We start from the raw sequence: 19,625 nt of genomic DNA, 5'->3' as shown, positions 1-19,625 counted from the left end.
ACCGATGACAAAAGCAAAAACAGGCAAGCCGGCGGAAGGATCGCGCAGTCGCTCGCAGATCATCGTGCTGTTCATCGCACTGATCGTGTTCATCATGCTGCTGTTCGCCAACTTCGCGTACCTCAACACCCAAGCGAACTACGACAAACAGTACATCGGCCACGCCGGTGAGCTGCGCGTGCTCTCGCAACGCATTGCCAAGAACGCCACCGAAGCCGCCGCTGGCAAGGCTGCCGCGTTCAAGTTGCTCAGCGATGCGCGCAACGATTTCGCCCAGCGCTGGGGTTACCTGAAAAAGGGCGACCCGGCCACCGGCCTGCCTCCCGCCCCGGCCACCGTGCGCCCGGAAATGCGCGCCGTGCAGCTCGACTGGGAGCGCCTGCTGAAAAACACCGACGCGATTCTTTCCAGCGAGCAGACCGTGCTGTCGCTGCATCAGGTCGCCGCGACGCTGGCCGAAACCGTGCCGCAGTTGCAGATCGAATACGAAAAAGTCGTCGAAATCCTCCTCCAGCGTGGCGCCCCAGCCACGCAAGTGGCGATGGCCCAGCGTCAATCGCTGCTCGCCGAACGTATCCTCGGCGCGGTCAACACCGTGCTCGCCGGCGACGAAAACTCCCAGCAAGCCGCCGATGCCTTTGGCCGCGACGCCACCCGCTTCGGCCAAGTGCTCAATGGCATGCTGCAAGGCAACCCGACCCTGAAAATCAGCCAGGTCGAAGACCGCGACGCCCGCGCGCGTCTGAGTGAGATTTCCGAACTGTTCCAGTTTGTCTCCGGCTCGGTGGATGAAATCCTCGAAACATCGCCGGAGCTGTTCAAGGTCCGTGAATCGGCGAGCAATATCTTCAGCCTCTCGCAAACCCTGCTCGACGAAGCCTCGCACTTGGCCACTCGCTTCGAGAACCTTGCCGGTGGGCGCAATACTGACACCATCGGCGGTTACGTCCTCGGTTTGCTGGCGCTGGCCTCAATCATCCTCATCGGTCTGGTCATGGTTCGCGAAACAAATCGCCAGTTGCGCGAAACCGCCGAGAAGAACGAGCGCAACCAGAACGCGATCATGCGTCTGCTCGATGAAATCGAAGACCTCGCCGACGGCGACCTCACCGTGACCGCTTCGGTGACGGAAGACTTCACCGGCACCATCGCCGACTCGATCAACTATTCCGTCGATCAGTTGCGCGATCTGGTCGCCACCATCAACCTTACCGCCGGCCAGGTCGCCGCAGCGGTGCAGGAAACCCAGGCCACCGCCATGCATCTGGCCCAGGCTTCGGAGCATCAGGCCCAGCAGATTTCCGAAGCCTCGACCGCGATCAGCGACATGGCCGAATCCATCGATCAGGTCTCGGCCAACGCCGCCGAGTCTTCTGCGGTAGCGGAGCGTTCGGTGGAAATCGCCAACAAGGGCAACGAGGTGGTGCACAACACCATCCACGGCATGGACAACATTCGCGAACAGATTCAGGACACCGCCAAACGCATCAAGCGTCTCGGCGAGTCGTCGCAGGAAATCGGTGACATCGTCAGCCTGATCGACGACATCGCCGACCAGACCAACATCCTCGCCCTCAACGCGGCGATTCAGGCGTCGATGGCCGGTGATGCCGGGCGCGGTTTCGCCGTGGTCGCCGATGAAGTGCAGCGGCTGGCCGAACGCTCGTCCGCCGCCACACGGCAGATCGAAACCCTGGTGCGGGCGATTCAGACCGACACCAACGAAGCGGTCATCTCGATGGAACAAACCACTACCGAGGTGGTGCGTGGCGCGCGACTGGCGCAGGATGCCGGTGTGGCCCTGGAAGAAATCGAAGGCGTGTCGAAGACCCTCGCGGCGCTGATTCAAAGCATCTCCAACGCAGCGCAGCAGCAGACGACTTCGGCCGGGCAGATCTCGCTGACGATGAACGTGATCCAGCAGATCACCTCGCAGACCTCGTCCGGCTCCACGGCCACCGCCGAGAGCATCGGCAACCTGACGAAAATGGCCAGTCAGCTACGGCGTTCGGTGTCCGGTTTCACCTTGCCGGCGGCGACAGATAAAGCGTGAGTGGAGTGGTTATGGGTGATCGGCACGACTATGTGGCCCTCGAATGGGTCAAAGGCGAAATTGCCGAAACGCTGAAACAGGCGCATCAAGCAATTGAAGCCGTGCTCGACGACCCGCAAGCCTTTCCCGGGCTGGACGAGTGCCTGGATTACATCCATCAGGTCCACGGCAGTTTGCAGATGGTCGAGTTCTACGGCGCAGCCTTGCTCGCCGAAGAAATGGAACATCTGGTCGAAGCCTTGCAGCACGAGCGCGTCAGCCATCGCGACGAAGCCCTGCACCTGTTGCTGCAAGCCCTTGGGCAATTGCCGATTTACCTCGACCGCGTGCAGAGCGCCCGGAGAGATTTGCCGTTGGTGGTGCTGCCGCTGATCAACGATCTGCGCAGCGCCCGTGGCGAAAGCCTGCTCTCGGAAACCAGCCTGTTCAGCCCGCAATTGCCCGAACTGGCACCGCTAAACGCAGAAGCGTTGGCACTGCTGGAGCCGGCAGAACTGCCGAACGTACTGCGCAAATTACGCCAGATGCTGCAAATGGCTTTGGTCGGTTTGCTGCGTGAACAGGATGACCAGACCCACCTCGGTTATCTGGCCAAAGTCTTCACCCGCCTCGAAGCGCTGAGCGGTGATTCGCCGCTGAGCCCGCTGTGGCAAGTCGCCTCGGCGCTGGTCGAAGGCATGCGCGAGGGCGTGATCGCCAACAGCCCGGCGCTGCGCAGCCTGTTCAAGGACGCCGACAAAGAACTCAAACGCCTGCTCGATCAGGGCATGGCTGGCCTCAATCAGCCGGCGCCTGCCGAGCTGCTGAAAAGCCTGTTGTTCTATATTGCCAAAGCCGAACATCCCACCGGGCAGATGCTGACCATGAAAGATCGCTACTCCCTGGACGACGCGTTGCCCGACAGCGCGATGGTCGACGAAGAACGCGCGCGCCTGGCCGGCCCCGACCGCGATGCGATGCGCTCGGTGCTGTCGGCGTTGTGTGAAGAACTGGTGCGGGTCAAGGAGCGCCTCGACCTGTTCGTGCGTAGCGACCGTCAGCACACCTCGGATCTGGAAAGCCTGCTCGCACCGCTGCGACAGATTGCCGACACCCTCGCGGTGCTCGGTTTCGGCCAGCCGCGCAAAGTGATCATCGATCAATTAGCTGTCGTGCTAAGCCTCGCCCAGGGCCAGCGCGAACCGAATGACGCGATCCTCATGGACGTTGCCGGTGCGCTGCTTTACGTCGAAGCGACGCTGGCCGGGATGGTCGGCACCGTCGAGCCGGAAAGCCCGGAAGATTCGCGCCTGCCGACCACCGACCTGACGCAGATCCATCAGATCGTGATCAAGGAAGCGCGCATCTGCCTGCAACAGGCCAAGGACATGATCGTCGACTACATCGACGCCGATTGGGATCGCCAGCATCTGCAACCGTTGCCGGCGCTGCTGACCCAGGTGCGCGGGGCACTGGCGATGATTCCGTTGAGCCGCGCGGCAAGTCTGGTCGAGGCGTGCAACGGGTTTATCCGTGAGCATCTGTTGCTTGATCCGCACGAACCGGGTTGGGAAGAGCTGGATCATCTGGCCGATGTCATCAGCAGCCTCGAGTATTACCTCGAACGTCTGAGCGACGATCCGCAGGCGCCGAGCGAGCAGTTGCTGGATGTCGCGCAGAAGTCCCTTGCGAGTCTGGGTTTCATTCCAAATGAGCCGCATGTGCCCGTGCTCGAAGACGTGCTCAGCCCCAGCGAAGCGCTGGTGATGCAGGACATGCAAGCGCTCGATGACCCGGAAACCGTGCAGTCGCTGGCCGATGTTCTGGCCAGCCCGGTTTCGGCGCTCAACCCGCCAGCGCTGATCACCCCCGGCAGCCTGATGCCGCCGCCGGCCGATGAAGAACCGGTCGACGATGAGCTGCGCGAGGTGTTCCTCGAAGAGACCGACGAGGTCCTCGAAGTTCTCCACGAATACCTGCCGCGCTGGTCGGCCAATCCGCAGGATCGTGATGCGCTGACCGAACTGCGCCGCGCCTTCCACACCTTGAAAGGCAGCGGGCGCATGGTCCGCGCGCTGATCCTCGGTGAACTGGCCTGGGCGGTGGAAAACCTGCTCAACCGTGTGCTCGAACAAAGTGTCGAACCGGGCTCAGTGGTGCAGCAAGTGCTGACCGACACCGTGCTGTTGCTGCCCGAGTTGATCAGCGAATTCGCCACTAGTAACCAGCGCCAGCGCGGCGATGTCGATCAGCTCGCGGCCCGTGCTCACGCCTTGGCCAAAGGTGACGAGCCATTGGCCGCCGAAGACGTGGACGATGTCGCGGCGCTCGATCCGCTGTTGCTGGAAATCTTCCGCAAAGAAGCCGAGACCCACCTCGCCAGCCTCAACCGCTTTCTCGATCAGGCCGCCGAGCATGTGCCGCTGCAGGCCAGCGACGAACTGCAGCGCGCTTTGCACACGCTCAAGGGCAGTGCGTCGATGGCCGGCGTATTGCCGATTGCCGAACTCGCTGCACCGCTCGATCAACTGGCCCGCGAGTTCAAGGCGCACCAGTTGCCGCTGGACCTCGACGAAGTGGAGTTGCTACTTGAAGCCGAGGGCCTGTTCCGTGTCGGCCTGCGTCAGCTCAAGCATGATCCGCTGGCGCCGATTGTCGGTGCGCAGTCGCTGATCAAGCGCTCGGAAACCCTGCTCGCCGAGCGTCTGGCCTCGATCCTCGATGCGCCCAATACCGGCCTGCGGATCAAGCGCGATCCGCAACTGATCAATAACTTCCTCGCTCAAGGCATGGACATCCTGCTGGATGCTGAGAGCCTGCTACAGCGCTGGCAGCAACACCCCGGCGAGCGTCAGGAACTCAGCGCCTTGCTGGATGAACTGACCACCCTTGGCGAAGGCGCGCATTTGGCGGATTTGCTGCCGGTGGATGTGTTGTGCGAAGCCTTGCTCGATCTCTACGGCGCCGTGGAAGAAAGCAGCCTGGCGGTCAGCGAGCAGTTTTTCCAGGAAGCGCAGAACGCCCACGAAGCGCTGATCAACATGCTCGACGAACTGGCCGCCGGGCAGGAAGTCACGCCGCAGCCAGAGCGGATTCGGGCGTTGCATGATCTGCTCGATCAGAGCCTCGACCCATCGTCCATGGGCCTGATTCGCAGCGATGGCAGCCGCACCCTGAGCATCCGTGAACTGGGCAGCGCCACCGCTGAGTTGCAGCAAAAGGCAACGGCGCTTGAACACGATGACGAGATTGTCGGGATCTTCCTTGAAGAAGCGGTCGATATTCTCGACAGCTCAGGCCAGGCCTTGCAGCGCTGGTTGAGCGACCCGGACAATGCCGCGCCGCTGTCCTCGTTGCAGCGCGATTTGCACACCCTCAAGGGCGGCGCGCGGATGGCCGAAGTCGAGGCCATTGGCGATCTGGCTCAGGAGCTGGAAAGCTTTTACGAAGGCTTGGTGGATCGTCGCTACAACTACAGCGAAAGCTTGGGGCGCTTGTTGCTCAAGAGTCATGAGCGTTTGGCGCTGCTGCTTGAACAACTGCAACAGCATCAGCCACTGACCCCGGCACAGGATCTGATCGACGTTATCCGTCAGGTCCGCCAAGGCCAGAATGTTGCCGAAACTCCGCCAGCAACAGCCGGGCACGACAGCGCTGGCCACGATCCCGAGTTGCTGGAAATCTTCCTCGAAGAAGGTTTCGACATCATCGAAAACTCCGGCGCCGCGCTGCTGCGCTGGCAGGCCGAGCCGGGCAATCGTCAGGAAGTGGAAACCCTGCTGCGCGATCTGCACACCCTCAAGGGTGGCGCGCGGATGGTCGAGATCGGCCCGATCGGCGACCTCGCGCATGAGCTGGAATACCTTTACGAAAGTCTTTCCAGCGGCGCTTTGCAGCCGTCGGCGGAGCTGTTTGCGCTGGTGCAGCGCGGGCATGATCGCTTGGCGCAAATGCTCGATGGCGTGCGCGCCGGGCAACCGTGTCCGCCGGCTGATCGGCTGATCAATGCGATCCAGAATTTCAGCCATCCGGTGACGGTAGAAACGCCGCCAGTGCTACCTGTGCCGGTCAAGACTGACGTTGCGCCGCCAGCTGCCGACGCTGGCGCGGACATGGTCAAAGTCTCCGCCGAACTGCTCGATGAGTTGGTCAATCTGGCCGGGGAAACCTCGATCTTCCGTGGCCGTATCGAACAGCAGGTCAACGACGCGCAGATCGCGCTGAACGAGATGGAAACCACCATCGAACGGATGCGCAATCAGTTGCGCCGCCTCGACACTGAAACTCAGGGGCGGATTCTCAGCCGCCAGCAAGTCGATGCCGAACGTCTCGGCTATGAAGAATTCGATCCGCTGGAAATGGACCGCCATTCGCAGTTGCAGCAACTGTCGCGGGCGCTGTTCGAATCCGCCTCTGACTTGCTCGACCTCAAGGAAACCCTCGACCGCCGTAATCACGACGCCGAGAACCTGTTGCAGCAACAGGGCCGCATCAACACCGAATTGCAGGAAGGCCTGATGCGTACGCGCATGGTGCCGTTCGAGCGCATGTTGCCGCGCCTGAAACGCATCGTCCGCCAGGTCGCTGAAGAGCTGAACAAAGACGTCGCGTTTGTCGTCGGCAACGCCGAAGGCGAGATGGATCGCAATGTGCTGGAGCGCATGGCTGCGCCGCTGGAACACATGCTGCGCAATGCCGTCGATCATGGTCTGGAGTCCGCCGAGGTGCGGCTGGCGGCGGGCAAACCGGCGCAGGGCACGATAAGCCTGGACCTGTCCCGCGAGGGCGGCGACATCGTTTTCGACATTCGCGATGACGGCGCCGGGGTGCCACTGGAAGCGGTGCGGCGCAAGGCGATCAAGCGCGGCATGCTCGCGCCGGATGCCGAGATCAGCGACCGCGACGTGTTGCAGTTCATCCTTCAGCCGGGGTTTTCCACAGCGGAAAAGATCACGCAGATTTCCGGACGTGGCGTCGGCATGGACGTGGTGCACGAAGAAGTGCGGCAACTCGGCGGCAGCATGAGCATCGACTCGGTGCCGGGGCAGGGCGTGCATTTCCGCATTCGGCTGCCGTTCACCGTGTCGGTCAACCGCGCGTTGATGGTGCAGTGTGGCGAGGATCAATACGCGATTCCGCTGAACACCATCGAAGGCATCGTCCGCGTGTTGCCGAATGATCTGGAAGCTCACTTCCGGGTTGATCCGCCGCGCTATCAGTACGGCGGCCAGACCTACGAACTGTGCTATCTCGGCGAACTGCTGAAAACCACGCCACGGCCGAAACTGCTCGGCCAGAATCTGCCATTGCCGGTGCTGCTGGTGCACTACAACGACCGGCGCATCGCGGTGCTGGTCGATACCATGGCCGGCACCCGCGAGATTGTGGTCAAGAGTCTTGGCGCGCAATTCGCGGCGGTGCAGGGCGTGTCCGGGGCGACGATTCTGGGCGATGGCCGGGTGGTGCTGATTCTCGATTTGCTCGCACCGATTCGGGCGATGCAAGCGCGGGTTGCGCAGACACCGACGGTGCCGGAGATCGACAGCGAACCGCAGAAACCGCTGCTGGTGATGGTGGTCGACGACTCGGTCACCGTACGCAAGGTCACCAGCCGTTTGCTCGAACGTCACGGCATGAACGTGCTCACGGCCAAGGACGGTGTCGACGCCATGCTGCTGCTCGAAGAACACATGCCCGACCTGATGCTGCTCGACATCGAAATGCCGCGCATGGACGGCTTCGAAGTCGCCACCCAAGTGCGCAACGACGAACGCCTGCAACACCTGCCGATCATCATGATCACCTCACGTACCGGGCAGAAACACCGCGACCGCGCCATGGCGATTGGCGTCAACGACTACCTCGGCAAGCCGTATCAAGAGTCGGTGCTGCTTGAAAGCATTGCCCACTGGAGCAAGAAACATGCATGAGCGCCGGCATAATCAGCGCAGCAGCCAACTCACTGGTCTGTTGTTGCCGTTGGCGGATCGCAATTTGATCCTGCCTAACGTCGCTGTCGCTGAGTTGATCGATTACCAGGCCAGTGCCTTCGATCTGGACACGCCGCCGTGGTACCTGGGGCGCGTGAAGTGGCGTGAGCGGCAGATTCCGTTGTTGAGTTTTGAATCGGCCTGCGGGCAGAAAATCGTTATTGGCGAGCGTGCGCGAATCGTGATTTTGAATGCCCTCGGTGGGTTGCCGGAGTTGAAGTTCATTGCCCTGCTGGTGCAGGGGATTCCGCGGTCGTACAAGCTTGATAGTCAGTTGAGTTATGTCGATGTGCCGTTGTGTGGGCTGGAGCAGGCGGCGGTGCAGGTCGGGGAGCAGGTGGCGAAGGTGCCGGATTTGTTGGGGTTGGAGAAGTTGTTGGTGGATGCTGGGCTGGTTCACTGATCCAGAATGTTCATTGGCCTGACTGGCCTCATCGCGAGCAGGCTCACTCCTACAGTTGGAATGCATTCCCCTGTAGGAGTGAGCCTGCTCGCGATAGCGCCTGCGGCATCCACCAAAATCCGACAGACAAATCCTCAATCTCTGTGCGCAATAAACGCCTTCTAGTCGCGTTGTTTAAAGATACCCGGTGTTACGGCTCCCTAGCCTACAAATCCTTGCGCCGCTGCCTACGCATGCACCAGAATCCGCCGGCTTGTGCGCCTTGGGCATGCTGCGTAACTTGATTCCGTCACTGATTTCCAGTGATCGGGTTTAGCAGCCCGTGGTTAATCTAAGGGTGCACATACATCATCGTCAGGCTCAGCGCCTGCATTCGATGGCGGCTGTGCGCAGGGCGCTTCGGCGCGCCGGCTTCCTTAGGTTCCCCGGTCTGCTAACCTGCGTTCAGCTGCCACCCCTTCTTTTAGCAGAGAAGCGGTTCCAGCTTTATCTCGGAACCTGAAGATGATTAAACCAACGCCTAACCCCCCGCTCGCAGACCCGGCATCCCCCTACGAATCCCCCGACTCCAAGAAATTCCACGAAGCCGCCGAACGCGCTCTCGACCATTACCTCGGCCCTACCAACGCCGACCTGATGGCCACGCCTTACACCCCCAACACGCTGTACATGGCCAACCCCCATGCCGACACCGAATCCCTGCTGGCCGACGCCAGTGAAACCCTTGGCTCGGCCACGGTCATGCTCAACAACCATGCGGCAACGGTGGACGGCACGCACCGCAAGACTGTGCAAGGTATTGCACAGGTGGTGATGGTGGCGGAGATGGCTGTGAATCGTGTGTTGGACAGGCTAGTGCCGACATGACTGAGTAATGTGGTGATCTCACTGGCCCCTTCGCGAGCAGGCTTGCTCCCACATTTGGAATGCGTTCTCCTGTAGGAGCTGCGGCACGCTGCGATCTTTTGATCTTGATTCTGAAGATCAAAAGATCGCAGCCTCGTTTCACTCGGCAGCTCCTACAGAATTTGGGTGAACAACTCAAAACCTTGCTCGCGCAGGCGTCGGCGAACGTTACGCTCAGCGTAATGATTCACCACCGCGCTTGATTGATGCCCCCACCCCACACGCCTACCTTAGCTCCACGACAGCGAACCCGTGGAGTGAGCATGACAACAACAATTTCCCCCGACTCGCGCTGGACGCGGCGGCGCGATGAGAAGCAGCGCCGGCTCGACAAGGTGCGCGGGCTGGCCGACGGTGTGGTGTTGCCCACCGACAAGATCGTCGCCGCGCTCGAAGCGCTGATTCATCCCGGCGACCGTGTGGTGCTGGAGGGCAACAACCAGAAGCAGGCGGACTTCCTCTCGCGCTCGCTAGCCAAAGCCGACCCGGAAAAGCTCCACGACCTGCACATGATCATGCCCAGCGTCGGTCGCTCCGAGCACCTCGACCTGTTCGAACGCGGCATCGCCCGCAAGCTAGATTTCTCCTTCGCCGGCACCCAGAGCCTGCGCATCAGCCAGTTGCTTGAAGACGGCTTGCTGGAAGTCGGCGCGATCCACACTTACATCGAACTCTACGCGCGGCTGGTGGTGGACCTGATCCCCAATGTCGTGCTCTCCGCCGGGTTCATGGCCGACCGCGCCGGCAATATCTATACCGGCCCGAGCACCGAAGACACGCCGGCACTGATCGAACCGGCGGCGTTCAGCGACGGCATCGTCATCGTCCAGGTCAACCAATTGGTCGACGACGTCAGCGAACTGCCGCGCGTCGACATCCCGGCGTCGTGGGTCGATTTCGTCGTGGTGGCGGACAAGCCGTTCTACATCGAACCGTTGTTCACCCGTGACCCGCGCCATATCAAGCCTGTGCACGTGTTGATGGCGATGATGGCGATCCGTGGGATCTACGAAAAACACAACGTGCAGTCGCTCAACCACGGCATCGGTTTCAACACCGCCGCCATCGAATTGATCCTGCCGACCTACGGCGAGTCTCTTGGCTTGAAGGGCAAAATCTGCCGCAACTGGACGCTCAACCCGCACCCGACGTTGATCCCGGCGATCGAGAGCGGCTGGGTCGAAAGCGTGCATTGCTTCGGCACCGAACTGGGCATGGAAAACTACATCGCCGCGCGTCCGGACGTGTTCTTCACCGGCCGCGACGGCTCGTTGCGTTCCAACCGGATGTTCTGCCAACTCGCCGGGCAGTACGCGGTGGATCTGTTTATCGGCGCGACGTTGCAGGTCGATGGCGATGGCCATTCCTCGACCGTCACCCGTGGCCGTCTCGCCGGTTTCGGTGGCGCGCCGAATATGGGCCACGACCCGCGCGGTCGGCGTCACGGCACCCCGGCGTGGCTGGACATGCGCCACGACGATTCGCAGCAACCGATGCTCGAACGCGGCAAGAAACTCGTGGTGCAAATGGTCGAGACCTTCCAGGAAGGCGGCAAACCGACCTTCGTCGAAACCCTCGACGCGGTCGAAGTGGCGAAGAAAAGTGGCATGCCGCTGGCGCCGATCATGATCTACGGCGACGACGTCACCCACTTGCTCACCGAAGAAGGCATCGCCTACCTGTACAAGGCGCGCTCGCTGGAAGAGCGCCAGGCAATGATCGCCGCGGTCGCCGGCGTTACCGCCATCGGCCTGCGCCACAACCCGAAAGACACCGAACGCATGCGCCGCGAAGGCCTGATCGCTTTGCCCGAAGACCTCGGCATCCGCCGCACCGACGCCACCCGCGAACTGCTCGCAGCAAAAAGCGTGGCCGATCTGGTCGAGTGGTCCGGCGGCCTGTACAACCCGCCCGCCAAATTCAGGAGCTGGTAATGCACGCACTTAACCTGCAAGCGCAACCGCTGTCTCTGGCTGATCGATTGGCTGATCTGGCGGTGGACGCGCTGATCGACGAAGCGGATCTGTCGCCGAAACCGGCGCTGGTCGACCGTCGCGGCAATGGCGCGCACACCGATCTGCACCTGGGCCTGATGCACGCTTCGGCGCTGTCGTTGTGGCCGGCGTTCAAGGAAATGGCCGAAGCGGCGGTTGCAATCGGCGAAGTCGATTCAACGTTGCGCGAAGCGATTGGCCGCATCGGTCGAGAAGGCGAGCAAGCGATGCTCACGACCACCAACGGCGTGAACACGCATCGCGGCGCCATTTGGGCGCTGGGATTATTGGTGACGGCTGCTGCGCTGGAGCCGCAATCCTCCAGCGCTAACGCCGTGACCCTCCGCGCCGCACGTCTGGCCTTACTGGAGGACCGCTACGCACCCAAACCATTGAGCCACGGCGCCCAGGTCGCCCTGCGTTACGGCGCACGCGGCGCGCGTGAAGAAGCGCAACTCGGCTTCCCCTCGGTGCTGCAACGCGGCCTGCCGCAACTCAAGCGCAGCCGCGCCAACGGCCATGGCGAGCAGAACGCTCGGCTCGACGCCTTGCTCGCAATCATGACGAATCTGGCCGACACCTGCGTGCTCTACCGCGCTGGTGAAGAGGGCCTGCACGCCATGCAGTCCGGCGCGCAAGCGGTGCTCGATGCCGGTGGCAGCGCCAGCCTCAGCGGACGCCGTCGCTTGCACGAACTCGATCAACAACTCATCGCATTGAATGCCTCGCCCGGTGGCGCCGCCGACTTGCTCGCCGCCACGCTGCTGCTCGACCGTATCGAGCGCGACGGCATCTCTCAGGGAGCGTTTTGATGGAAACCCTATCGTTTGAATTCCCCGCCGGGCAGCCGCCACGCGGTCGCGCGCTGGTCGGTTGTGTCGGCTCGGGTGATCTGGAAGTGCTGATCGAGCCGGGTCTGGCCGGCAAGCTGACGATCAATGTGCAGACCTCGGTGAACGGCGCGCAACTGCGCTGGCAGCACCTGTTTGCGCGGATGTTCGACGGCACCACGCCGCCGGCGATGGCTATTGATATCCACGACTTCGGCGCGACGCCGGGGGTGGTGCGTTTGCGTCTGGAACAAGGTTTCGAGGAGATCGGCCATGACTGACAGCGCAGCGTTGCTCAACAAACACAGCTTTGTCGAACTCGGCGCGCGGCAACGGGCGCAAGCCCTGCTCGATGCCGGCAGCTTTCGCGAATTGCTCGATCCGTTTCAACGGGTAATGTCGCCATGGCTCGAACGTCAGGGCGTGGTACCGCAAGCCGATGACGGCGTGGTGATTGCCAAGGGCAGCCTCGACGGGTTGCCGGTGGTGATTGCCGCGATTGAAGGCGCGTTTCAGGGCGGCAGCCTTGGCGAAGTCGGCGGGGCGAAGATTGCCGGCGCGCTGGAGCTGGCGGCTGAAGACAACCGCAAGGGCATCCCGACGCGCGCGGTGTTGTTGCTGGAAACCGGTGGTGTGCGTTTGCAGGAAGCCAATCTTGGGTTGGCGGCGATTGCTGATATTCATGCGGCGATTGTCGATTTGCAGCAGTACCAACCGGTGGTTGGGGTGGTGGCGGGCAGCGTTGGTTGTTTCGGCGGTATGTCGATTGCGGCGGCGCTGTGCAGCTATTTGCTGGTGACTCAGGAAGCACGCCTCGGTTTGAACGGCCCGCAAGTGATCGAGCAAGAAGCCGGGATCGAAGAATACGACTCCCGCGACCGGCCGTTCATTTGGAGCCTGACCGGTGGCGAGCAGCGTTTCGCCAGTGGTCTGGTGGATCGGTATGTCGCCGATGATGTGGCGAGGATTCGTCAGCAGGTCGGCGAATTGCTGCAGCAAGGTTTGCCGGCGCAACCGCGTAGCCAGCGCGCCGAATGGTTTCTGCAACGCCTCGGCAGTCTGAACACTGACCCGCAAATCGAACCGTCGGTGGTTCGCGATCTGTATCAAGGAGAGCGCTCATGAGCGGTTATTCGCTGCGCGGTTTGAACTGGTTCAACGCCTTGAGCGCGGGCGCTGTGGTGGTTGAAGGTCTGCCGGCCTCGTTGAAGGTTGCTGACGGTGATTTGGGGCGTTTTATCGCTGTGGTCGCTGACCCGGACAATCGTTTTCCACGTGCTCGCAATGGCGAAGTCGGCTTGCTTGAAGGCTGGGGGCTGGCCAAGGCTGTGGATGACGCGATCACGGCTGACCGCGACAAAGCGCAGAAACGCCCGATCATCGCCATCGTCGATGTGCCGAGCCAGGCTTATGGTCGGCGCGAAGAAGCGCTTGGCATTCATCAGGCGCTGGCCGGTGCGGCGGACAGTTATGCCCGCGCACGTTTGGCCGGGCATCCGGTGATTGCATTGCTGGTGGGCAAGGCGATGTCCGGGGCGTTTCTGGCGCATGGTTATCAGGCCAACCGTTTGATTGCGTTGCGCGATCCCGGCGTGATGGTGCATGCGATGGGCAAGGCGTCGGCGGCGCGAGTGACGTTGCGCAGTGTTGAAGAGCTGGAAGCGCTGGCCGCCAGTGTGCCGCCGATGGCTTATGACATCGACAGTTATGCGAGTCTCGGTTTGCTCTGGGAAACCCTGTCGGTGCAACAGATTGAGCAGCCGACGGCGGAGGATCTATCGAGAGTTAACGAGTGCCTTAAACAAGCCATCGGAGATATCGCCAGCACTGACTTGAGCAATCGCCTCGGCGCTAAAAATCGTGCTGCTTCCAGCCGTGTGCGCGAACTGTTGAGGGCGCAGTGGTGAGCACGCCTCTGGCCCACGATCTGCTCTGGGGTATGACCCCGGCGCAGTTGCCGGCAGATGCGCCGCTGTGGGCAGTCGAGTCATTGGCCGCCGGGCAACCGGTGGCAGTGCGGCGGGCGTTGAGTGCTGAAGGTTTTGTCGCGGTGGGCGTTCGCGGTGTGTTGCGCGAGCAGCGGCTGGCGGCGTTTATGGCGCTCGATTCGATTGCCTGTCGGGTCAGCCCCGAAGCGCTGTGTCACGTCGACTGCGAGCGCGATCTGCCGGTCATGCAGGCGCTCAAACAGCTGCGGCCGATGCTCGACGATTGCGGTTGGGTCTGGGGTGTCAGCGGCAGTGTCGGGTTTGAATTGGCCAGCGGTTTTACCGCGATGCACGCGGCCAGCGACCTCGATTTGATTCTGCGTACACCGCAGCTGATCACGCGTAATCAGGCTCGTAAATTCGTAGAGATTTTTGATCAAGCCGAGTGCCGGATCGACATGCAGTTGCAGACGCCGTTCGGTGCGGTCGCATTGCGCGAGTGGGCCAGCGGATCGGCACGCGTGCTGCTGAAAAATGCTCATCAGGCTTGCCTGGTGATTGATCCGTGGAACCCGCAGGAGCAGGCAGCGTGAGCAGTCTGCTGGTGTTCCCCGGCCAGGGCGCGCAGCAGGCGGGCATGCTGCAGCGCTTGCCTCGGGAAACGTTGACCGAGGCCAGCGATGTGCTCGGTGAAGACGTATCGCTACTCGACTCTAGCGAAGCGTTGCGCACGACGAGGGCGGTTCAGCTGTGCCTGCTGATCGCCGGCGTCGCGGCTTCACGGCAGTTGTTGCAGGACGGACTCACGGCGGATTACGTCGCCGGTCTGTCCATCGGTGCTTATCCGGCAGCAGTGGTTGCGGGGGCGTTGAGCTTCAGCGATGCGCTGCATCTGGTCAGCCTGCGCGGTGAGTTGATGCAGCAGGCTTATCCACAAGGCTACGGCATGACCGCGATCATCGGCCTGCAATTATCCACAGTCGAAACGCTGCTGGCGCAGGTGCACAGCGAGGATGCGCCGGTGTATCTGGCCAACATCAACGCCGACAATCAGGTGGTGATTGCCGGCAGTGACAAGGCCATGCAAGCGGTGGCCGAACTGGCGCGCAGTCGTGGCGCCGGTCTGGCAAAACGTCTGGCGGTAAGCGTGCCGTCGCACTGCCCGCTGCTGGAAAAACCGGCGCAAACCCTCGCCGAAGCCTTTGCCAAGGTCGAACTGAAAACCGCGAAAATCGCTTACCTGAGCGGCAGCCGCGCACGTCCTGTGAGCAAAGTAGAAGCCCTGCGCGACGACCTCGCCTTCAACATGTGCCGCGTGGTGGACTGGCGCGGCACCGTGCAAAGCGCCTACGAGCGCGGTGTGCGTCTACAAATCGAACTGCCGCCCGGTGCGGTGCTGACCGGGCTGGCGCGCCGGGTGTTCGAGCAGGGCACGGTCACGGCCTTCGACAGTGCGCGTCTCGACACCTTGCAGGCGCTGTTGCGTGAGGAGGGTGGCCGCCAACTCTAAAACCGCCGACTCAAGCTTCGAACAACAAAAACAACATTCGACGATGCACTTTGAGGACTACAACAATGATTATTTACGGTGTGGCGCTGCTCGCGATCTGTACGCTGGCAGGGGTGATCATGGGTGACATGCTCGGCGTGTTGTTGGGCGTCAAATCCAATGTCGGCGGGGTCGGCATTGCCATGATTCTGCTGATCTGCGCGCGGTTGTGGATGCAGAAACGCGGCGGCATGACCAAGGATTGCGAGATGGGCGTCGGCTTTTGGGGCGCGATGTACATTCCGGTGGTGGTGGCGATGGCCGCGCAACAGAACGTCGTCACCGCGCTGCACGGCGGCACGGTCGCAGTGCTGGCGGCGATTGGTTCGGTGGTGGTCTGCGGTTTTACGATTGCCCTGATCAGCCGCACTCACAAGGGCGAGCCACTGCCTGACGAGCCGGTGGAAATCTCCCCGGTCGGCACGCCAGTAGGAGGCCGCTGATATGTGGGATCTCATCGAGAAAGGTCTGGAACACAACGGCTTGGTCACTGCCTTCGCTTTTGTCGGCGTGATCATGTGGGTGTCGGTGATTCTGTCCAAACGCCTGACGTTCGGACGCATTCACGGCTCGGCGATTGCCATCGTCATCGGTCTGGTATTGGCGTGGGTCGGCGGCACCATGACTGGCGGGCAGAAAGGCCTGGCGGATCTGACGTTGTTCTCCGGCATCGGCCTGATGGGCGGGGCGATGCTGCGTGACTTTGCGATTGTGGCCACGGCGTTTGAAGTGCAGGCGACCGAGGCGAAGAAGGCCGGGTTGATTGGTGTGATTGCGCTGCTGTTGGGCACGATCCTGCCGTTTATTGTTGGCGCGTGCATGGCCTGGGCGTTTGGTTATCGCGATGCGGTGAGCATGACCACTATTGGCGCGGGCGCGGTGACTTACATTGTCGGGCCAGTGACGGGCGCGGCGATTGGCGCGACGTCGGATGTGATGGCCTTGTCGATTGCCACCGGGTTGATCAAGGCGATTCTGGTGATGGTCGGCACGCCGGTCGCGGCGCGCTGGATGGGCTTGGATAACCCGCGTTCGGCGATGGTGTTTGGTGGTTTGGCCGGGACTGTCAGCGGCGTTACAGCTGGGTTGGCGGCGACGGATCGGCGGTTGGTGCCTTATGGGGCGTTGACGGCTACGTTCCACACCGGGCTTGGTTGCTTGCTGGGGCCATCGCTGTTGTTCTTCATTGTTCGCGGGATTGTGGGTTGAAGATCAAAAGCCCCTCACCCTAGCCCTCTCCCGGAGGGAGAGGGGACTGACCGAGGTGTTTTGGCGTTATACATCGACCTGAAAGTCCTGAGTCGAACTCAGGCTTTGAGACCCATGGAGATCTGCTCCCTTTCCCCTCTACCCCTTGGGGGAGAGGGCTGGGGTGAGGGGGTAGCTCTTGATCTTGATTTTGCTCTAAATCCCAGCCTGCCGATTGGCATACATCCGACACTCCGCCAACAACGCCAACAAATTCGGATCCCGCTCCTTGGCCTTTAAAAACACCACGCCAATGTGCTGCTGCAACCGGTACTTCTCCTGCAACGGAATCAACTTCACCCGATTCTCATACACCGCCGCAATCCGCCCCGGCAGCAATGCATAACCCACCCCCGAACTGACCATGCTCAACAGCGTGAAAATGTCATTCACCTGCATCGCCACCTTCGGTTCAAACCCCGCCTGCCTGAATACCCGGTTACCGTCCTGATGCGTGGCAAAACCCTGAGTCAGGGTGATGAAAGTCTCATCGCGCACTTCAGCCAGATCCACTTCACTGCGTTGCGCGAACTTTGAATCCGCCGGTGTGGCGAGGAAGATGTCGTCGGAAAACAGCGCAATCTGCTCGCAATCCGGGTCGTTGATGCTGTCGTCCAGCGATACCAGAATCGCGTCGACTTCCATGTTTTTCAGCTTGTAGAGCAGGTCGATGTTCGAGCCGAGGATCAGGTCGATGTTGAGTTCGCTGCGGCGGATCTTCAGGCCCATGATCAGTTGCGGTACGGTTTTCACTGTCAGTGAATACAGCGAACCGAGTTTGAAGCGTTCGGCGGAGAACCCGGCGGCTTCGCGGGTCAGGCGTACGCTTTCGACGACGTCATTGATCAGCTTCTGCGCCCGTTCTTCGAGTACATAAGCGCTTTCCAGCGGCGTCAGGTTGCGCCCTTCGTGTTTGAACAGCGGGCAGCGCAGGGCGCTTTCCAGCGAGTGGATTGCGCGGTGCACGCTGACGTTGCTGGTCTGCAACTCGGCAGCGGCGCGGGTGAGGTTGCCGGTACGCATGAAGGCGAGGAACACCTCGAGTTTTTTCAGGGTCAATTCTTCGTCGATCAGCATGGCGCGGACTCTTTTTGGAATGCGTCGATTGTGCCTTGAACATCAAAAGATCGCAGCCTTCGGCAGCTCCTGCATTGGAATGCGATCACCCGTAGTAGCTGCCGAAGGCTGCGATCTTTTGATCTTGGCGTTGAACAGAAACATTGCGCTTTTACGCTCAAGGCCCGAGCCTTGCGCGCTGCGGTAACGAATATTGAGGTGAGCGATACATGTATCACGGAGAAAAACTCAACGCCTGGACGCATTTGGTCGGGGCAGTGGCAGCGTTTATCGGCGGCGTCTGGATGCTGGTGATCGCCAGCCTCGACGGCAGCCCGTGGAAGATTGTCAGTGTGGCGATCTACGCGTTTACCTTACTGGTGCTCTACAGCGCCTCGACCGTGTACCACAGCGTGCGCGGGCGCAAGAAAGCGATCATGAAGAAGGTTGATCACTTTTCGATCTACCTGTTGATCGCCGGCAGTTACACGCCGTTCTGCCTGGTGACCCTGCGCGGACCGTGGGGCTGGACGTTGTTCGGGATTGTCTGGGGGTTAGCGCTGATTGGCATCCTGCAGGAGATCAAACCGCGTTCGGAAGCGCGGATTCTGTCGATCGTGATTTATGCGGTGATGGGCTGGATTGTGTTGGTGGCGGTCAAACCGCTGATTGCGGCGCTGGGTACGACAGGTTTTGCCTGGCTGGCGTCGGGCGGGGTTTTGTACACGGTGGGGATTATCTTTTTTGCCCTGGATCACCGGCTGCGGCATGCGCATGGGATCTGGCATTTGTTTGTGATTGCGGGGAGTTTGCTGCACTTTGTCGCGATCTTGTTTTACGTCCTATAGACCGAGGCGCGGCTAATCGCTGGCAAGCCAGCTCCCACAGGGTTTAGCGTTGTTCACGGATGTTGTGGCCAACAAAGATCCTGTGGGAGCTGGCTTGCCAGCGATGGGGCCTTAGAAGTCACCCCAAAGCTGTTGGGCCACCGCCAGTGCAACCACCGGCGCAGTTTCAGTGCGCAGCACGCGCGGGCCGAGGCGGGCGGCGTGGAAACCGTTGCCTTTGGCTTGCTCGACTTCGGCATCCGTCAAACCGCCCTCAGGCCCGATCAAGAACGCCAGCGTCGCCGGTTTGGCATGACTCACCAACGGCTCTGCCACCGGATGCAGCACCAGTTTCAACTCGGCTTCGGTCTGCTTGATCCAGTCTGCCAACAACACCGGCGGATGAATCACCGGCACCCGCGAGCGCCCACATTGTTCACAGGCGCTGATCGCCACCTGACGCCAGTGCAGCAGGCGTTTGTCGGCGCGTTCGTCCTTGAGGCGGACTTCGCAGCGGTCACTGAAGATTGGGGTGATTTCATTCACGCCCAGTTCGGTGGCTTTCTGAATGGCCCAGTCCATTCGCTCGCCACGGGACAGGCCCTGACCGAGGTGGATGTGCAGCGGCGATTCGACCTGACCGGCGAATTGCTCGTCGATCTGCACGGTCACGCGTTTCTTGCCGACTTCCAGCAGGGCGCCGCGAAACTCATGGCCGGAACCGTCGAACAGCTGCACCGCATCGCCCTCGGCCATGCGCAGTACGCGGCTGATGTAATGCGCCTGGGCCTCGGGCAATTCGTGTTCGCCGGTGCTCAGGGGGGCGTCGATAAAGAAGCGGGACAGTCTCATTTCGGGTCTC

Annotated in this window: 16 protein-coding genes; 14 read left to right on the top strand and 2 right to left on the bottom strand. The window is 61.4% G+C overall.

The features are described from left to right. Positions 1–4 precede the first annotated feature (4 nt). The 13 genes from LOY43_RS26670 (at position 5) to madM (ending at position 16,841) form a co-directional block, all read left to right on the top strand. Complete coding sequence (locus tag LOY43_RS26670) at positions 5–2,053, top strand: methyl-accepting chemotaxis protein (protein WP_258708937.1); 2,049 nt, start codon at positions 5–7, stop codon at positions 2,051–2,053. An 11-nt stretch (positions 2,054–2,064) separates the two neighbouring features. Beyond that, positions 2,065–7,962, top strand: a complete 5,898-nt coding sequence (locus LOY43_RS26665) for an Hpt domain-containing protein (RefSeq protein WP_258708936.1) — start codon at positions 2,065–2,067, stop codon at positions 7,960–7,962. Next, positions 7,955–8,425 carry a chemotaxis protein CheW gene (locus tag LOY43_RS26660; RefSeq protein WP_038358796.1) on the top strand — a complete coding sequence of 157 codons (471 nt, stop codon included), beginning with the start codon at positions 7,955–7,957 and terminating at the stop codon, positions 8,423–8,425. The genes LOY43_RS26665 and LOY43_RS26660 overlap by 8 nt, the downstream gene beginning before the upstream one ends. A gap of 504 nt (positions 8,426–8,929) precedes the next feature. Beyond that, positions 8,930–9,292: a DUF6124 family protein gene (locus LOY43_RS26655; protein WP_123454276.1), complete on the top strand. Its 363-nt coding sequence runs from the start codon at positions 8,930–8,932 to the stop codon at positions 9,290–9,292. A gap of 302 nt (positions 9,293–9,594) precedes the next feature. Continuing rightward, positions 9,595–11,265 (top strand): malonate decarboxylase subunit alpha, encoded by a 1,671-nt coding sequence (mdcA, locus tag LOY43_RS26650; protein WP_007913685.1) that lies wholly within the window; start codon positions 9,595–9,597, stop codon positions 11,263–11,265. Continuing rightward, positions 11,265–12,137, top strand: coding sequence for a triphosphoribosyl-dephospho-CoA synthase (locus LOY43_RS26645; protein ID WP_258708935.1), 873 nt, complete (start codon positions 11,265–11,267; stop codon positions 12,135–12,137). Before mdcA ends, LOY43_RS26645 begins: the two co-directional genes overlap by 1 nt. Beyond that, positions 12,137–12,436, top strand: coding sequence for a malonate decarboxylase subunit delta (locus LOY43_RS26640; protein ID WP_007913697.1), 300 nt, complete (start codon positions 12,137–12,139; stop codon positions 12,434–12,436). Before LOY43_RS26645 ends, LOY43_RS26640 begins: the two co-directional genes overlap by 1 nt. Continuing rightward, on the top strand, positions 12,429–13,280 hold the full coding sequence (locus LOY43_RS26635) for a biotin-independent malonate decarboxylase subunit beta (RefSeq protein WP_258708934.1): 852 nt from the start codon (positions 12,429–12,431) through the stop codon (positions 13,278–13,280). Before LOY43_RS26640 ends, LOY43_RS26635 begins: the two co-directional genes overlap by 8 nt. Next, complete coding sequence (gene mdcE / locus LOY43_RS26630; protein WP_095049478.1) at positions 13,277–14,062, top strand: biotin-independent malonate decarboxylase subunit gamma; 786 nt, start codon at positions 13,277–13,279, stop codon at positions 14,060–14,062. The genes LOY43_RS26635 and mdcE overlap by 4 nt, the downstream gene beginning before the upstream one ends. Beyond that, the gene (locus LOY43_RS26625; protein WP_258708933.1) at positions 14,056–14,676 is read left to right on the top strand and encodes a malonate decarboxylase holo-ACP synthase; all 621 of its coding nucleotides are present in this window, start codon (positions 14,056–14,058) and stop codon (positions 14,674–14,676) included. The genes mdcE and LOY43_RS26625 overlap by 7 nt, the downstream gene beginning before the upstream one ends. Beyond that, positions 14,673–15,593: a malonate decarboxylase subunit epsilon gene (gene mdcH / locus LOY43_RS26620; protein ID WP_258708932.1), complete on the top strand. Its 921-nt coding sequence runs from the start codon at positions 14,673–14,675 to the stop codon at positions 15,591–15,593. Before LOY43_RS26625 ends, mdcH begins: the two co-directional genes overlap by 4 nt. Positions 15,594–15,658: 65 nt before the next feature. Further along, complete coding sequence (madL, locus tag LOY43_RS26615; protein ID WP_095049481.1) at positions 15,659–16,075, top strand: malonate transporter subunit MadL; 417 nt, start codon at positions 15,659–15,661, stop codon at positions 16,073–16,075. A 1-nt stretch (position 16,076) separates the two neighbouring features. Continuing rightward, the gene (gene madM / locus LOY43_RS26610) at positions 16,077–16,841 is read left to right on the top strand and encodes a malonate transporter subunit MadM (RefSeq protein ID WP_095049482.1); all 765 of its coding nucleotides are present in this window, start codon (positions 16,077–16,079) and stop codon (positions 16,839–16,841) included. A gap of 195 nt (positions 16,842–17,036) precedes the next feature. Here the strand turns inward: madM and LOY43_RS26605 are convergent, their stop codons facing one another. Continuing rightward, positions 17,037–17,957 (bottom strand): LysR substrate-binding domain-containing protein, encoded by a 921-nt coding sequence (locus LOY43_RS26605; protein WP_258708931.1) that lies wholly within the window; start codon positions 17,955–17,957, stop codon positions 17,037–17,039. 209 nt (positions 17,958–18,166) lie between these two features. Between LOY43_RS26605 and LOY43_RS26600 the strand changes: the two genes are divergently transcribed. Continuing rightward, a complete protein-coding gene (locus LOY43_RS26600; RefSeq protein WP_047596560.1) occupies positions 18,167–18,784 on the top strand; it encodes a PAQR family membrane homeostasis protein TrhA in 618 nt (205 codons plus the stop codon). Positions 18,785–18,895: 111 nt separating this feature from the next. On the opposite strand, the gene LOY43_RS26595 is transcribed toward LOY43_RS26600, so the two are convergent. Beyond that, entirely contained in the window at positions 18,896–19,615 is a 720-nt protein-coding gene (locus LOY43_RS26595) for a 16S rRNA (uracil(1498)-N(3))-methyltransferase (protein WP_007913710.1), read from the bottom strand. Between the last annotated feature and the right edge of the window lie 10 nt (positions 19,616–19,625).

Source organism: Pseudomonas sp. B21-041, assembly GCF_024748675.1.
GTDB classification, from domain to species: Bacteria; Pseudomonadota; Gammaproteobacteria; order Pseudomonadales; family Pseudomonadaceae; genus Aquipseudomonas; species Aquipseudomonas neuropathica.
This window is presented reverse-complemented; position numbering and strand designations above follow the sequence as displayed.

Excerpts from the sequence above, each read along its gene's own strand:
- LOY43_RS26670 (WP_258708937.1), top strand. The coding sequence starts at position 5 with ATGACAAAAGCAAAAACAGGCAAGCCGGCGGAAGGATCGCGCAGTCGC.
- LOY43_RS26665 (WP_258708936.1), top strand. The coding sequence starts at position 2,065 with ATGGGTGATCGGCACGACTATGTGGCCCTCGAATGGGTCAAAGGCGAA.
- LOY43_RS26660 (WP_038358796.1), top strand. The coding sequence starts at position 7,955 with ATGCATGAGCGCCGGCATAATCAGCGCAGCAGCCAACTCACTGGTCTG.
- LOY43_RS26655 (WP_123454276.1), top strand. The coding sequence starts at position 8,930 with ATGATTAAACCAACGCCTAACCCCCCGCTCGCAGACCCGGCATCCCCC.
- mdcA (WP_007913685.1), top strand. The coding sequence starts at position 9,595 with ATGACAACAACAATTTCCCCCGACTCGCGCTGGACGCGGCGGCGCGAT.
- LOY43_RS26645 (WP_258708935.1), top strand. The coding sequence starts at position 11,265 with ATGCACGCACTTAACCTGCAAGCGCAACCGCTGTCTCTGGCTGATCGA.
- LOY43_RS26640 (WP_007913697.1), top strand. The coding sequence starts at position 12,137 with ATGGAAACCCTATCGTTTGAATTCCCCGCCGGGCAGCCGCCACGCGGT.
- LOY43_RS26635 (WP_258708934.1), top strand. The coding sequence starts at position 12,429 with ATGACTGACAGCGCAGCGTTGCTCAACAAACACAGCTTTGTCGAACTC.
- mdcE (WP_095049478.1), top strand. The coding sequence starts at position 13,277 with ATGAGCGGTTATTCGCTGCGCGGTTTGAACTGGTTCAACGCCTTGAGC.
- madL (WP_095049481.1), top strand. The coding sequence starts at position 15,659 with ATGATTATTTACGGTGTGGCGCTGCTCGCGATCTGTACGCTGGCAGGG.
- madM (WP_095049482.1), top strand. The coding sequence starts at position 16,077 with ATGTGGGATCTCATCGAGAAAGGTCTGGAACACAACGGCTTGGTCACT.
- LOY43_RS26605 (WP_258708931.1), bottom strand. The coding sequence starts at position 17,957 with ATGCTGATCGACGAAGAATTGACCCTGAAAAAACTCGAGGTGTTCCTC.
- LOY43_RS26600 (WP_047596560.1), top strand. The coding sequence starts at position 18,167 with ATGTATCACGGAGAAAAACTCAACGCCTGGACGCATTTGGTCGGGGCA.
- LOY43_RS26595 (WP_007913710.1), bottom strand. The coding sequence starts at position 19,615 with ATGAGACTGTCCCGCTTCTTTATCGACGCCCCCCTGAGCACCGGCGAA.